Genomic DNA, 15,896 nt, shown 5'->3' with positions numbered 1-15,896 from the left:
GCCATCAGTAGCAATTGAACGCGGAACCATTTCCCAGTCTGAGAAGGACAGGGGCTTCGAAAAATCCTTAAATACTTATGGCATCCTCCATTTAATTTACAATAAACAATAAAATTACGTTACTATAGTATTATTATGGAAAATGAGGTGAAAAGATGGAAGATTACATTCTGATACCTGATCATGTAAATAATATAGCTGATATATACAGTGAGAATCTCCATCCTTTTTTTAAGGGCAGTAACATTTCAGATAAAAAAATATCTTTAGATAATCTTAGACGTTTATATGTTAAAGATAAAGAAATGTTCCAAAATATAGTGGATGAATTAGTGATAAGAGGATTTCAATTTGTAACAGTTAAGAAAAACAACTTATTACCGAACTACTTTTACAAAACGGATACCAATTTAGCTATTGAAGAGAATGAAGATAGATATAAGCAATTAGATTTCAGTAAATATGGTTTAGGGAATTTCATATTAAGATTTAATGTAAAAAGTGATCTGTTTTTCAATGGGATCCAGTTTGATGCTCTTTATCATCTAAATAAACATCTAGATATGGATGGATTAAAGGATGAGTTTATAAGTTTAGGTTTCTTTGCCGAAGATCATAAAGAAGAGCCAATGGCAAGCATAGTACATAATTCTAATTCGGATAATCATGTAATGGGTGAAAGAGATATTATCCTATCAAATATACCAATAGACAAGTTGTTTAACGAAAATAGATATAATTCATTCCGAGCATTCTGTACAGATAAAAGTATATCTAATATCTTACAAGTTACCACTGGAGAATTAGAGGAATATTCGAATAGAAAAGGTGTAGGCTATAGAAAAGTTAAAGAAGTTAGAGAAAGAATAGATACAATTCTAACAACTAGTACCGAAGACTTACAGGGTTACATTGAAAATAATTCATCAAAATTCTTTTTTTCTAGTAATAAAACAATTGCGGAAGTATTTGAGCATGGCACAGATAACTCTTTTCTAGATTATTGTAACTCAGAAGGAATAATAACGATTAATGATCTGACTGATGATGTAGTTAAGAAATTTGGGAATCAACCAAGAATACGGAAGAAAAAAGTTGAAGAGGTCATGAAGATATTAGAAGACTATCGTTATCCTGTTGATGTCTTTGAACAGTTTGTCTTTGAATCTGGTGATATATATCCTTTAATAAGACAAAGAGCATTAGTAGATGTTTTGAGGGCCTTTGATATTACCTCATCAAAAGAAACGGATTTAAAAATCTCAGACATTGAAGGTCTAACATTAAAAGATATAGGCTTGGAAGATGTAGACTTAATTATTCTATCCAGAAAATTAAAGAAACAACGCCCATTGGAAGTGATAGCAGAGAGTATATTTGATAGGATACCTGACCAGAGATATAAAGTACTTTCATATAGGTTGAAAGACAAACTCACTCTTGAAGAAACAGGCAAGCATTTCGATTTAACAAGGGAAAGAATACGACAAATAGAAAGAAGAGCTATAAATGAAGCTCTTAGCTTTTTACATGAACAAAATACATTTAGTTTATTAGAACTATTAACTGGATCGCCTGATTATATTGCTGAAATAGATTTGCAAAATTTATTTGGAAAAGAGTCAGAACTTGTTATTGAACTTTTAAAAACGAAAGAAAGTCCGTATTTATACGATGAAAAGGTTGAACTATTTATTATTAATAGTGAAATTGAGAAGCAATTAAAAATTATAGACCAATATATTGATGATTTGCCTGATTATTTTACGGTAACAATGAAAGATACATTGGTCGAAAAATTACATGAGGTAGGCTTTGATGATTATACAGAGGAAATAGCCGAAAGAATCCTCAAAGAGCATGGATATATACAATACGGAGAATACTTTTCCAAAGGAAAGTTATCAATAACGGATGTCTTAGAAATTTTGTTTAAATATCATATCGATCATCCAGTAAGAATAGATGATGAGGGTGCAAGTTATATAGCATCACTGGCACAGAAAATTTTAAATTTCTCTTATGAGGGGAAAACAAGACCAACAGAGGCACGTGTTAGAGAAGTAAATAATATTATTTTAGTAGATCGGTTAACTTTTCAATGGTTTGATCAGGAAAACTTTGATTCAAGTTTAATCGAAGAAATTGATCAATTTCTTGAAAATAGACTGCAAGAAATCTCAGTTGTTAATGCAGAAGAAATTTACGATCGGTTCAAGAATAAAATAGAGCATGCGAAAATAACAAATAAACTGCATTTATACTCTATTATCAAGTTCTATTTAAGTGAAGAATATGATATTGGTCAAGGAAACACATTAAATATATATAGTAAGGATGGACAACGTATCAATGCTGAAGAAACATTGGTGCAAGTAATTCGGTCATTGGGCGCTCAATGTACTAAGGATGATATTCAAGAAAAAATAAAATGGCCGCGACATAAAATTGACTTAACACTATCTAAATCGAATTTAATATTGCCTTGGGGAACAAATCAAGTAATTCTATTAGAAAAGTTAGATTTAAAAGAGGAACAGATAAAAAATCTATTAGACTTGGCAGCTTATTGTTTAAAAGATGGTTATTCGACTTCCGGGTTGATTTTTAATGAAATTAAATTTGACTCAAATCTTTCAATATTAATCAGGGAAAAAGAGCTGGATGATCATATTAAACTGGCCGGGTTACTGAAGGTGTTAAACAACTCAATTAATGGCCATACTAATTTTCTTTATTTAGATGGCTGTCCAATAACTTCAATGGAAGAAGCTATTACTCATGTATTTAATCATCCGACGACTAGACAGGAAATAAGAGATTTTATTACAAGTTATGGTTATAAAGACTTAATGCCTTTTAATATTTTAGGAAATCTTTTAGATTCACGACAGTTTATAGAGATTAGTCGCGATGAATTAATACCGGCACATATGCTGGATCTCACAAATGAAGAGATTCAAGCTGTAATAGAGTATGTTGAGGATCAAATGAAAGATAAAGAATATCTGTCATTAATGAAGTTGAAAGGATATCGAAGAAAATTACCTTCTATTGATTATCATTGGAATCCGCATCTAATAAAAACTGTTATTGTTGGCCGGGGATTTAAACATATAGAAAAAGATATTAATGATTACCGATATGATGAACTGATCATTGTAAGAGAAAACAGCATAATTCACTCATTTTCAGAGTTGGTTTATAAAATAATTGATGAAGAATATACTGGACAGATGCATGAGAAGGCTATTTATGAATTTTTGGCTGCAAAGGGAATCGTAAGGGAGCAAGTTGTAGAAGTGAAAAAAGTATTGCCGTATGAATTGAAGCATAGTGAATTATTTACCTTTGACCAACTAGGATTTGTCAGCTTAAGGAAGTGAATAGATGTCGTTCAAAGATCTTAAATTAAAATACAAATATCGATCCGATCACGATCGTATATATGACGATTTTTATAACAAATGTTTAAATGAAGCAATCAATTATGATCGAGCTGCCGGCTATTTTACAAGCAATAGTTTAATTATTATTGCAGAGGGGCTTGAGAAGTTTTTTGAGAAAAATGGAAGAATTAGAATGATCGTAAATCCCTTTTTAACAAAAGAGGATTTTGAAGCAATAGAACTAGGCTTTAAAGCGAAATATGATGTCGTAGCAGCCTCTTTGCTGAAACAGATTTCTTTATGTAAAGAAGTAATACAAAAGGACTCATTGAGTACTCTTGCATGGCTGATATATAATGACAAACTTGAAATGAAAATTGCTTATACAAAGAATAATAGCTTATATCATGAAAAGTTTGGGGTATTCTATGACGCAGATGGAAATAAGGTTGCTTTCTCAGGTTCAGCGAATGAAACTGCTGGCGGTGTAAGAGATAATTTTGAAAAGGTAGATGTGTTTTGGAAAGAAAGTGAATCTGAAAGAATAGAAGATATGATTAATGATTTTGAAAATATGTGGAATGACAATACAAATGGATTGTCTATTATACCAATGCCTGAAGTAGTAAAAGATACTATAGCCGGATATAAAAAGGAGGGAAAGAATATTCAACCTCATCAAAAAGTTATTAAACCAAGAGATTATCAGCTGGAAGCTATCCGGGCTGTAAAAAATAATGACTGGAAAGGCATTTTGGAGATGGCAACAGGAACAGGAAAAACGATCACGAGCCTCCTGATTGCCAACGAATACTATAAAGACTATAAGAAAATCTTCTTAATCATAGCGGTCCCTTTTGTTCATTTGGTTGATCAGTGGAAAAAGAATTGTGAAGATGCAGGTTATAATCGCTTTACGTTCTGCTATGGAAGTAAAAAAATATGGAGTAACAAATTACAGACATATGTTAGAGATTTTAACAGTGGAATTATTAATAAACATGTTGTAATTACAACTTATAATAGTGCAGCATCAGAAGAATTTAATGACCTAGTTTCTTCGATTAAAGGAAGAGTTTTTTTCATTTCCGATGAGTGTCATTATTTTGGTATTAAAAGTTTACGGTATCATAAATTTAATTCGTTTGATGGTAAAGTGGGATTATCTGCAACACCTGATCGTTGGTGGGATGAAGAGGGAACTGCATTTGTTGAAAACTATTTTGGAGATACTGTATATGAATATAATATGCAGCAAGCAATAGATAATGGAGCACTTACTGAATATATTTATAATCCTATTTCAGTTGACTTGACAGATGATGAACTTGAAAGATATGAAAAATACACAAGAAGATTGATACAAATTTACAACTCCAAAGAAAAAGATAGTGATAAAATAAGTACTTTAAATAGAAAAAGAAGCTTGATTTTAAGTAAAGCTGTTAATAAGAAGGATATTCTCTTTGCGAAATTCAGAAATATGAGCAGGGATGATGTATCGCATACACTTGTTTATTGTGCACCTGGTGAGGTTGATGTCATTACTAGAGAGCTGGCAGACATGGGATATCGAGTACATAGGTTTGACTCAAGAGTTTCAAATGAAGACCGTATGAAAATTTTGGTTGCTTTTGATACCGGAAGTATACAAGTACTGGTAGCTATTAAATGTTTAGATGAAGGTGTAGATGTTCCTAGTACCAGAACAGCCTATTTTCTGGCAAGCACCTCAAATCCAAGAGAATTTGTCCAACGCCGCGGCCGTATTCTACGTAAATATAAAAATAAGAATCTGGCAACTATTTATGATTTTATCGTATTACCGAGGTTGGCGAGCGACCAGTTATATAAGTCGATAGCTTCAAAGGAATTACCAAGGTTTGCAGAATTTTCAAGGTATGCAATCAATAAGTTTAAAGCAAGAGAAATAATTGGCAAAGAACTACAGTCACATTCACTTGAATATTTAATGGATAAGTTACCCTGGGAAGTATACAACGAATTCAAGAACAATATGGAGGATGTCCTATGAATATGAATGAAGATTTAAAGCGAAAGATAGATAATTTTCCTGATGAATTATCAGAACTTGCAAAATATTTATTACATGAATTAGATAAAGGCAGACATTCGTCATCACAAATAGAGAAGATGATTCGTGATGAGATAAGGGAGATTGTCATAGAGGAGATAGAAGATGAAACTAATTGATATTAGACTTAAAAATTTCAGACAATTTTATGGAGAGCAAGAGATAGAGTTTGCTACTGGGAATGAGAACATAACGATTATTTTCGGGGAAAATGGAAAAGGTAAAACAGGTATATTCAGAGCCCTTATGTTTGGTTTATATGGAACAACTCATATCCAGCAAGACAATCCAAAAGAAAGAATTCATTTAGTCAATTTTAAGATTATGCAAGAAAATATAAATATACCTGTTGATACATATGTGCAGGTTTGTTTTGAATATAAAGGAAAAAGATACTTGATTAGAAGGGAAATGCAAGGATTCCGAACTTCTAATGGTGATATCACTGAAAGAGTATCAAATGTAGAATTAAACATTGTAGATGAATATGGGAATTACGAGTCAGAAAGTGAAAATGATGAAGATAAAGTAAACCAGCAAATGAATGATATTCTTCATGAAAATATTAAGGATTTTTTCTTATTTGATGCTGAGAAAATTGAAACACTTACTAAAACGGATGCACGAGTAAAGGCTGAAGTTAAGACAGGTATCGTTAAATTACTCCAGATTGATAAACTTGAAGAAGCGATCAATCTATTAAAGAGGTTACATTCTTCTGAAAAAAGGAGAATTTTGGCTAATACAAAGGATATAGATTTAAATCGCAAACAGAATTTAATTGATACTACAACAGAGCTCATAACGCAATTGGAAGAAAAGCTGCAATATAAAGAGGCGGATCAGCTGGCTTGCAGCAAGGAAATTGAAGATATTCAAAGGAAACTGTCTGAGAACGAAGAAGTTAGAAAAATCCAAGATAAGTATGATAATGAGAAGGAAAAGAAAAATCTACATATAAGATTGGCAAAAGATAAGCAAAATGAAATAAAGAAGAAATTAATAAGTAATGGATATAACCTGGTAATGAAGGATACTTATGTCTCGGTTAGACAGTATCTTGAGCAGATCATGACAGACCAAAAGGATCTTATCCCTCTTGAAGTAATTGAAAAGTCATTAAAGAGTGGAAAATGTGCATGTTGTAATAACGACCTGAATGTCCATTTGCAAAACTATAAATATGTTGAATTATTGAGAAATAATTATAAACGTTCAGAATTAACCCCGTTAATATCTATGATCAATAACAATATCTATGATTATGAAAAGGAAGAAAAAGAAATACTTGGCGATATAGCGCAAAAGCTAGCTGATTTCAGACAGATAAAGGATGATATTGAAGAGATTAATAAGGTGCTAGACAAATACAGCCAGCAAGTATCAGAAAAAGCTCAGGAACAAGAAAATTTAATGCATCTTGAACGTACATTGAAGGATAAACAAAGACAGCTTCTTGATTTAGGAGTGGATATTGAAACTCTTAAGCAGCAAATATCCATAAATGAAGATAAGCAGAAAGAACTTGAAAAAGAATTAGCACAAATGATCCGTGAGAATGAAAGTCTACTCATTGACCATAGAGTATTGGAGTATATTAGTAAGCTGAAGGATCAATTTGATAATATATTTATAGAATACAGCGATGAAATGCGATTGAAGCTTACACATGAAGCTACTGAGATTTTTAAAATGTTAATAGATCGAAAAGATAAAGACCTCATTAAGAAAATTGATATAAACGAGAAATATGAAATTGAGATAATTGGTTGGGAAGATGTAAATATTACGCAGGATATTTCTCAGGGGCAAAGACAGGTGGTTGCACTTTCCTTTATAACTGCACTGGCAAAGGTTGCATCTGGCGGAAATAAAAGCATTGATTTTCCTCTATTTATGGATACTCCATTTGGGCGAATCAGTGGTAATAACCGCGATCATTTAATTGATCATATTCCAAATTTAACATCGCAATGGATCCTTCTTTTAACAGATACTGAACTTTCGAAGACAGAAGAGATGAAATTTAAAACAACTGGTAAATTAGGAAAATGGTATCGTTTAGATCAGAAGAGCCCTGGACACACAGAAATAGTGCCAGTAAATATTAATGAGACCATGGCAACAAGGGGGTAATGGAATGGATTTTTTAAGTGAACAAGCACTACTATACACAAGTAAAAAATATGAACCAATCTATATGCATTTAAATACAAAATATGAGATGAAATATCAGGATATATTTCTGCTTTGTGCAAGTCTTGGTTTTAAAAATAACAGGAAACATGTAATTTCAGAAAGAGGAAGGGAATTACGAACAAACTATTTTAACAGTAAGCAAAAGGCTACAGTCTATTCTATAATTTTGAGTGATCAGGAAATAGGAAAAAACATAGAAGCCTTTGAAGAAACTGATTTTCGCTTAAAGGCTAGGAAAACCCTAGAAAGTTATGCAGAAGGCGGTATGGAAATACTGGTTGAAGAAGTTTTCAGAAGACGATGGGATGGATATAAATTAGATGAATCCTATACTGAGTATGAAATAGATATAGTGTCATATATTTATTCAGATGCCAATAGTATTCCGTTTTAAAGAAATAAACAATGAAAAAATAGAATATTTATTCTGAGGTTCTATTTATATGTAATCCTAATGTGAAAAAGGAAGCCAACATGGCGGTTTCACAGAGAAAATTTTTAAATGATAGTAAGAAACATTCAAGTTTTTTAATATATTTCAGTTATTTGAGAAGAAATGACATCCTAAAAATTGTTATTGGATACCAACCCAAATAAGATGATACTATATAAATGGAAATAAATAATAATCTAACTAATTATGAAAATAACTTTTGAATAGATTAAGCTTTAAATTATAAAGAATAATTCAAAAAGAAAACTATAATCTCCAAGAACTGTATCTAATGATTATAAAGAAATAAGGTTAAAAAGCTCCGCGGTAATCGGAGCTTTTTGTGTGAAATTTCCAGTTTGGTATAATAAGAAGTAATAAAGAGAATAAGGAGTAGTTTAATCTTATGAGTTTACAACTTGGCTGGGTAGATTATTCAAACGCAGATCGGAATAAGGTTTTAAGTGTTCTACATGCTTTGGCAGCTCCTGAAGCGGTGGATGAAATTGGAATTGGGTTAATTCGTGATGGGTTTGCCGATATATTTTTTCCTGGAACTTCTACAATCCAGACAAGAGCAAAATACTTTTTTGTTGTTCCTTATTTATTAATGGAATTAGAGGATAACAAAATAAAAGATTATAAAAAATTCCTAAAAGAACTGGCTAATTGCGAGATTGAGTTAATAGATTTGTTTAAAGCATCAGATGTGAATGCACATGGAATTATCGGTGCCCGTGCAGGTAAAAGTTTGAAGAGGAAGCCTTCCAGTATCTATTGGAGTGGGCTTAAAACTTTTGAGATGTTTACGAATCCTTATTTATCACTTGAGGGATATGCAAAAGAAGTTTGCCGATTAAATCAGCAAAAGCAAATCTTTAAGTCTCAAGGTCTTGCCCATGAAGAATCAACTGACGATCAGGATGCTGTTCAGTTGGGAAATCGTGTGTACTGGGCAGTTAATAGACCTCCGGAAAATTGGAAAGAAGAGCTTTCAATAAAGTTGACTCAGGAAGAAGCAGAATTTCTGAAGAATCGTATTCTCATGTCTTCAGAAACAATGAACACCCTTTATGCAGAAATGATTAGAGATACAAGCAATACAATCTATAAGGCAGAGAATTTTTCATCAATTCCAGTCCATATATTACCGGAATCAATAAGAGAAACATATGAGCTGGCGCGTGATTTCAGTGAATTCATCTTCGGAGCAATCATCCGATATAACCTGATTTTATCCAACGGTCAAAATGAATTGGCCATACAAAGATGGGAAGAGTGGAAAAATAGTTCTTTTGTTAAAGAAAAATTTGCTGATTTTAACATAGATAAAGTGTTCAGCACTTTAGAACTCAACAATTTAAAATTGAAAAATTTTATTATGGAGTGGAAGAGAGCTGTACTTACGGGAAATGAGAATGAAATGGACGAAGTAGTCATTAGGAGAGAAATATCCATTAAAGGGACAGGCAGAGCTAAATTAAATAACCCGACTGTTTATGCCTATAAGGATGGAGCTTGGTTTGGAGGAGAAACGTTTCTGCAATATCGTTTTGCGGATGCGAAAAAAATACTGGATGATATTTATGCAGCAATGGGGGATTCGGAATGTTAAATCCATCAACAGATCGTAAGAATTATGGAGATATGCTAGTACCACCTAATGGTTATAAAGTTGATTTTGCGATTGGCACAACGTATTCGCTTGATTTGCAAGCCTTGACTGGAGTTCCTATTTCATTAAGTCTCTCTTATGAAATGGATAAAAGTTTGATGTCCAATCCAATCTTCTTGCTGGAGGCTATTCGGAAAAGCAAGGACCATTTTATAGTATTCTGTGAAGCTGGCCAGATAAAAGTTCCGCAAAAAGGGAATTTCTTATATACCCAAATGGAGAATAATGTTTTTGAAGTTGCGCTTCCTAATGAAAAGTCCTTTCATCCGAAAGTATGGGTGATCAAATACACAAATGACGAAGGAAAAGCTTTATATAGAGTGATTGTGCTAAGTCGGAATTTAACCTTTGACCGAAGCTGGGATATAGTGGTCAGTCTTGAGGGAGAGAGAAGGAAAGAAAAATCAGAGGTTTCTACTTCGCTGATAGATTTCTTGTCCTACCTGGTACCTTATGCGACAGATAATTTAAAAAAGAAAAAAATGAAGAAATTGATTCAAGAGCTTGCCTATGTACATTTTGAGGATCAAGGGACTAATTATAAAGAGATTGAATTTTCACCTATAGGAATTAATGGTCATGGTAAGGAAGAAACAGGGTTATTTGAAACTTATCATGATCTGATTATCTTTTCGCCCTTTTTAAGCAGAAGTACTGTGGATGAATTAGATTCCCTGTCTCTAGGAGAAGAAGCGAAAAAATATTTAATTACAAGAAGATCTGAATTAGCTAAGCTTCATGAAAGTATATTGGAGCACTTTGATGTATATGTGTTAAAGGATTTAGTCGTTGATGGTGAGTTTGCCATCAGTGAATCGAATGCTGATTCGGAACAACTTGAGGTTTCCAGGCAACAGGATATTCATGCCAAAATGTATATCCGCAGGAAAGGCGGAAGAGTGCACTTTTATTTAGGATCAGCGAATTGTTCACATAACGCCTTTCATGGAAATATTGAATTTTTACTACATTTTCATTATCGAAAATATGGTTTTAAGATAGAGCATCTATTAAAAGACCTGTTTGGTGAGGATGAACAGGATAATCCTTTTGAGAGAATTACAGAGTTATCGTCTGAAGTAGAACATGTAGATGATGTAAAAGTCAAACTTGAAAAAGCAATAAAAAGTTTATCTCGCATCCCTAGAAAAGGTAACGTAAGAGATATAGAGCAATATTATGAGGTCTCCCTTATATTTGAGGATTTACCCAGTGATATAAACTTTTCGTTTTCTCCACTATTTACTGGAAGGATGCAGCCATTATTAAAAGAAACGATAATTAGCCCGCTCAGCCTCATGGAGCTGGGAGAATTTTATGTGGTTCGTGCATCCAGTGGAGACCAATTTGTTGAGCGGGTTATTAAGATTCCGATAGATGGAATTCCAGAAGAAAGGGACAAAGAGGTCTTTCAAAGTATCATAAAAGATAAACAGACTTTCCTACAGTATGTCTCTTTTCTATTAGCGGATGATTATTTATATGAAGCCATGGAACAATTGGCACTCCGAAAAAAAGGGATGACTGCAGCCCATAAAGATAGCCTCATAGATGAAAACGTAGTGTTATATGAAAGTATGTTAAAAGCGGCTGCTGATGCACCAGAAAAACTGGCTGATATTCATCAGGTGGTCTCGATGATTCAAAACGAGGAAATCATACCAGCAGATTTTGAGCAACTTTATCAAGTATTTATGGAAGCATTGAAAAAGGAGAGGCAACCATGAGTATAGAGCTAACGGAAAAACGAATCATGGAAGGATTAAAAGATTTTCAGAGGGCGACAGTTGATAGGGTCAGTGAACTTCTAAAAGGAGAATCTGCCCGTGTCCTTGTTGCTGATGAAGTAGGATTAGGAAAAACGATGATTGCGCGAGGAGTCATTGCGCAATTGGCTCGTTATCATAAAGAAACTCTCAAGGATGATTTGTTTAAAGTCGTTTATGTTTGTTCAAACCATACGATTGCCGAACAAAATCTTCATAAGTTAAAAATCAATGACAATGTAAAAGTGGAGAAGTCGAATGACTCTCGATTATCAATGCAGCATCTTAAAATCTTTGAAAACAAGCAGGATTCGGAGCTGTTAGAAAGCTATGTTCAACTAATTCCTTTAACTCCAACAACCTCTTTTAATATGACAACCGGAACAGGGCTTTATCGTGAAAGAGCACTTATTTATGCTATTTTGCAAGAATACAACCCCTTAAAGCTATACAGGGAAGAGCTAAGTATTTTGTTGCAAAATCAAGTTGGATATTGGGATTGGCATACACAGGATTATAAGGAAAAAGTGGATGAATGTAATAAAGCAAATAATGGCGAATACTTGGAAGTCATGTTTCAAAAAATTAATGAATATTACGAGCAATATCCTGAACAGCTGGAGGATTTACTTCAAGTTTGCTGTGATATTAGGGAAGGAATTGAAAGCAAAGCTGATCGGAACAGAAATATTAACCGACTCCGTAAGATGATGACAGAGATCAGCGTAAATCTAATTGACCCTGATTTAGTCATTATGGATGAATTTCAACGTTTTAAAGAGCTTATTAATACAGAATCTGATAGTGAAACAGCTGTCCTGGCAAAGAAGTTTTTTAATATTCATCAAAAAGACGATCAACGGGTGAAAATCCTATTGTTATCCGCAACGCCCTATAAGCTTTACTCTACTTTGGAAGAAATGCATGAAAACAATGAGAACTCTCATTATAAAGAATTCATGCGGGTGACCGATTTTCTTTTTGAGAACAATGAACAACGTAAAAAGGAATTTCAAACAATCTGGAATGATTATTCGATGTCCCTGAGTCAATTGACCACAGAAAATTTTTCTGTCATTTCGGCCAAGAAAAAGCTTGCGGAGGATGCTCTCTATAAAGGAATTACAAGAACAGAACGCAATCTTGTTCAGGGAGATGGAATCATTGATGTGTCCAATAAGGACGGTCATTTAAAGGTGGCAGTAGAAGATATAAATTCTTACAGGATGATGAGCCAACTTGTTCAGGATTGTAAGTTATCTGAAAAAATTCAGCCAGATTATATTAAATCGGCACCGTATGTAATGAGTTATATGGAACACTACAAAATAAAAGAGCGGATTCTAAACTATTTCGTTGATCATCCACAGGAAATTAAAAAAGCAAAAAATGATTTGCTATGGCTAAATAGGAAATCAATTAACCAATATAAAGAGATTCCAATTCCAAACGCAAGAATGGGTAATATTATGGAGAATGCCTTGCCAGAGGGTGCTGAAAAACTCATTTGGATTCCCCCCTCTCTCTCATATTATGAATTTGGCGGCTGCTACAAGGGATTTGAAGATTTTTCAAAGACTCTTGTATTCTCAGCTTGGGAAATGGTGCCGCGTTCGATTGCTACCCTGATGTCCTATGAAGCAGAAAGAAGGACAGTAGGCAAGCTTATTTCTGAGATCAAACCGAGTAAGAAAAAGCGTAAAAAGAAGCGCAGTAGAAAGGTGAGTCAGGAGAATATTACGTATTTCAGCAAGCAACGTTTCCCTTCTTCTCGATTTACATTTAAAATGCAACAACATCAACCAGCTACAATGAATCTACTGTCCATCTTGTATCCTTCGATTACGCTGGCAAACTTATTTGATCCTATTAAAACATTAAATAATAAATGGACTCTGGAAGAGGTAAAACAAGATATAGGTTCCGAGCTCAAAACTATGCTTGCTTCTATTTCTTATATAAAGTCTGATGTAAATAGGGAGGATCAAAGCTGGTATTACATGGCCCCACTTCTTTTAGACAAGCAAAATGAAACAATCCGTGCATGGTTAAACGAGAATAATCCTATGGGTGAATCGGCAAAGGATATGGAAGAGGATAGTGCTTTGTCGAAGCATTTTGATAAGATAAGAGAACAATTTTTATCAGATGATTTACCTGAGATGGGGACGATGCCAGAAGATTTGCTTGAGGTATTAACAAATATGGTCCTTGGCTCACCAGCGATTGCAGTATATCGGACACTCGGTTTTGAATCAGTTCAATCTTTATGTCAGGCTGTATCGATTGGTAAAACACTTATGGATCGATTCAACAGTCAGGAAGCGATATCGATTGTAGACCTGCAATACGGATCAGAGGGTGAGGATGCATATTGGAAGAACGTCCTGAAATATTGTGTGGATGGTAATATACAAGCGATGCTGGATGAGTATGCCCATATGCTATATGAAGGTATGGACATATCTTCAGACAAGAGAGAGTCAGCGAATGAGGTAATACATGAAAAACTACAAGCTTCATTTAAAAGTCATTCAGCAAGTCTAACAGTTGATACGTACGAGGATTTTAAATCTCGAGTGATGCAGTTAAGTAAGGGAGAAAAGACCAAGCGTAATAAGCAAATGAAGCTAAGGACGAATTATGCTGTTGGTTTTTATGATGTGAAAGTGGCAGATAAGAGCTTGCAACGGAAGGATAATCTCCGTTTGGCATTTAACTCACCGTTTCGCCCATTTGTATTAGCAAGTACATCTATCGGACAGGAAGGTTTGGACTTCCATTATTATTGCCGCCGAATCGTCCATTGGAATCTACCTCATAACCCAATTGATCTTGAACAAAGAGAAGGCAGAATAAATCGATATAAAAGTCTAGCTATCAGAAAAAATGTAGCCACAAAATATCGTGACATCCATTTTAAGAATGATATATGGACCGAGTTATTTAAGCAGGCAAACGAAAAGGAAAAGACAGAAGGTTCCTGTGAGCTGATTCCATTTTGGTCTCTCTCTGGTGAACAGCCATACAAGATTGAACGAATTGTCCCTGGCTATCCATTAAGTAGAGATATGGCTCAATATCAGCGATTAATTCAAATTCTCTCTCTATACCGATTAAGCCTTGGCCAAGCCAGACAAGAAGATATAATTGAGTACTTAAATGCTAATCTGCCAGCGGATCAATTAAAGGAACTATTTATGAATTTAAGTCCGTTTTATAAACAAAAATAAAATGGACCATAAAAGATAAATAATAAAAAAATGTTGAAGGAGAGGAGTATGTATGGCAGGAAGAACGATACAGATTTTTTTACCCTTTGGATCTCCTCGTGGAATTAAGATAGCTGAAATAACAAATCGAACAGTTCAAGCCATTTTAATTCCACGTAATCAATTAGCGGAAGCGGAATCACGAGAAGAAATCCAAAGTGTTGGAATCTATTTTCTCTTTGGACAAAATGATGAGGATGCCTTACCAAGAGTCTATATTGGAGAGGCTGAGAATTGTTATCTGCGATTAAAGCAGCATAATAAGGAAAAAGATTTTTGGGAAACCGCTGTTGTCTTTGTAACGAATAATAATCAAAACCAATTTACAAAAACGGATGTAAAATATCTTGAGCGACTTTCTTTTCAAAAAGCTACAGAAATTAAACGCTATATGATCAATCAAACTGTGCCAGCATCTTCTTTTGTTCCTGAATGGCGGACGTACGATCTATTAGATATATTTGAAACGATGAAAATCTTGTTATCAACGTTAGGCTTTCATTTATTTGAAACGATCAGAAAATCACAAGAGAGTAATGATGCTAATCATACAAATACCTCTATCTTCTTTTGTAAGGGAAAAGGACTAGTAGCATCAGGTGAATATACCGATGAAGGTTTTGTAATCTTCAAAGGATCGAAAATGTCTAAAAGTACCTCAGCCAGTATTCATAATTATTTAATAACAAAGAGAGAAGCTTTGGTTAAAGATCATATTGTATTAGACAATGGTGAGTTCTATATTTTCCAAAAAGATCATTTGTTTTCTTCACCAAGTACAGCCGCAGGTGTAATGCTGGGTAGAAATGCGAATGGGTGGAGAGAATGGAAGAATAAAGATGGAGAAACAATGGATTATATTATTAGAGGGAATAAAAATTAATCTAACTTATTAAGTCGGGTCATATATTTGTTCAATACCAGATGATATTCCTTTATTAAGATTAACCAAAGAATTGTTGAGTAAAATAGAACCTTTATTGAAGGTTCTATTTTACTATATTCAATCCCGTATAGATTAATTAAGTGATATTATTTATATATAATCTTTTGAATGGAGTAATTGA

General features: G+C 33.7%; 9 protein-coding genes. All 9 read left to right on the top strand.

Translation table 11 applies throughout. The annotated features are described in order from the left end of the window. Window positions 1-155: 155 nt before the first annotated feature. The 9 genes from AC4G3N_RS03470 to AC4G3N_RS03430 all read left to right on the top strand — a co-directional run bounded on the left by AC4G3N_RS03470 (window position 156) and on the right by AC4G3N_RS03430 (window position 15,712). Window positions 156-3,386 carry a sigma factor-like helix-turn-helix DNA-binding protein gene (locus tag AC4G3N_RS03470; protein WP_491089740.1) on the top strand — a complete coding sequence of 1,077 codons (3,231 nt, stop codon included), beginning with the start codon at window positions 156-158 and terminating at the stop codon, window positions 3,384-3,386. 4 nt (window positions 3,387-3,390) lie between these two features. After that, window positions 3,391-5,424, top strand: a complete 2,034-nt coding sequence (locus tag AC4G3N_RS03465; protein WP_491089739.1) for a DEAD/DEAH box helicase family protein — start codon at window positions 3,391-3,393, stop codon at window positions 5,422-5,424. Next, window positions 5,421-5,603 (top strand): hypothetical protein, encoded by a 183-nt coding sequence (locus AC4G3N_RS03460; RefSeq protein WP_491089738.1) that lies wholly within the window; start codon window positions 5,421-5,423, stop codon window positions 5,601-5,603. Before AC4G3N_RS03465 ends, AC4G3N_RS03460 begins: the two co-directional genes overlap by 4 nt. Then, window positions 5,590-7,620 (top strand): AAA family ATPase, encoded by a 2,031-nt coding sequence (locus AC4G3N_RS03455; RefSeq protein ID WP_491089737.1) that lies wholly within the window; start codon window positions 5,590-5,592, stop codon window positions 7,618-7,620. The genes AC4G3N_RS03460 and AC4G3N_RS03455 overlap by 14 nt, the downstream gene beginning before the upstream one ends. 4 nt (window positions 7,621-7,624) lie before the next feature. Further along, window positions 7,625-8,077 (top strand): hypothetical protein, encoded by a 453-nt coding sequence (locus AC4G3N_RS03450; protein ID WP_491089736.1) that lies wholly within the window; start codon window positions 7,625-7,627, stop codon window positions 8,075-8,077. Between the two features lie 445 nt (window positions 8,078-8,522). Then, window positions 8,523-9,731, top strand: coding sequence for a DUF6361 family protein (locus AC4G3N_RS03445; protein ID WP_491089735.1), 1,209 nt, complete (start codon window positions 8,523-8,525; stop codon window positions 9,729-9,731). Continuing rightward, window positions 9,725-11,518 carry a phospholipase D family protein gene (locus AC4G3N_RS03440; protein WP_491089734.1) on the top strand — a complete coding sequence of 598 codons (1,794 nt, stop codon included), beginning with the start codon at window positions 9,725-9,727 and terminating at the stop codon, window positions 11,516-11,518. The genes AC4G3N_RS03445 and AC4G3N_RS03440 overlap by 7 nt, the downstream gene beginning before the upstream one ends. After that, window positions 11,515-14,790 carry a helicase-related protein gene (locus AC4G3N_RS03435; RefSeq protein WP_491089733.1) on the top strand — a complete coding sequence of 1,092 codons (3,276 nt, stop codon included), beginning with the start codon at window positions 11,515-11,517 and terminating at the stop codon, window positions 14,788-14,790. The genes AC4G3N_RS03440 and AC4G3N_RS03435 overlap by 4 nt, the downstream gene beginning before the upstream one ends. Window positions 14,791-14,842: 52 nt before the next feature. Further along, entirely contained in the window at window positions 14,843-15,712 is an 870-nt protein-coding gene (locus AC4G3N_RS03430) for a GIY-YIG nuclease family protein (protein ID WP_491089732.1), read from the top strand. Window positions 15,713-15,896: the final 184 nt, after the last annotated feature.

Source organism: Bacillus sp. z50 (assembly GCF_058313585.1).
The sequence above is the reverse complement of the archived record's forward strand: the minus strand, read 5'-3'. Positions and strand labels throughout refer to the sequence as shown.

Excerpts from the sequence above, each read along its gene's own strand:
- AC4G3N_RS03465 (WP_491089739.1), top strand. The coding sequence starts at position 3,391 with ATGTCGTTCAAAGATCTTAAATTAAAATACAAATATCGATCCGATCAC.
- AC4G3N_RS03460 (WP_491089738.1), top strand. The coding sequence starts at position 5,421 with ATGAATATGAATGAAGATTTAAAGCGAAAGATAGATAATTTTCCTGAT.
- AC4G3N_RS03430 (WP_491089732.1), top strand. The coding sequence starts at position 14,843 with ATGGCAGGAAGAACGATACAGATTTTTTTACCCTTTGGATCTCCTCGT.
- AC4G3N_RS03450 (WP_491089736.1), top strand. The coding sequence starts at position 7,625 with ATGGATTTTTTAAGTGAACAAGCACTACTATACACAAGTAAAAAATAT.
- AC4G3N_RS03440 (WP_491089734.1), top strand. The coding sequence starts at position 9,725 with ATGTTAAATCCATCAACAGATCGTAAGAATTATGGAGATATGCTAGTA.
- AC4G3N_RS03470 (WP_491089740.1), top strand. The coding sequence starts at position 156 with ATGGAAGATTACATTCTGATACCTGATCATGTAAATAATATAGCTGAT.
- AC4G3N_RS03445 (WP_491089735.1), top strand. The coding sequence starts at position 8,523 with ATGAGTTTACAACTTGGCTGGGTAGATTATTCAAACGCAGATCGGAAT.
- AC4G3N_RS03455 (WP_491089737.1), top strand. The coding sequence starts at position 5,590 with ATGAAACTAATTGATATTAGACTTAAAAATTTCAGACAATTTTATGGA.
- AC4G3N_RS03435 (WP_491089733.1), top strand. The coding sequence starts at position 11,515 with ATGAGTATAGAGCTAACGGAAAAACGAATCATGGAAGGATTAAAAGAT.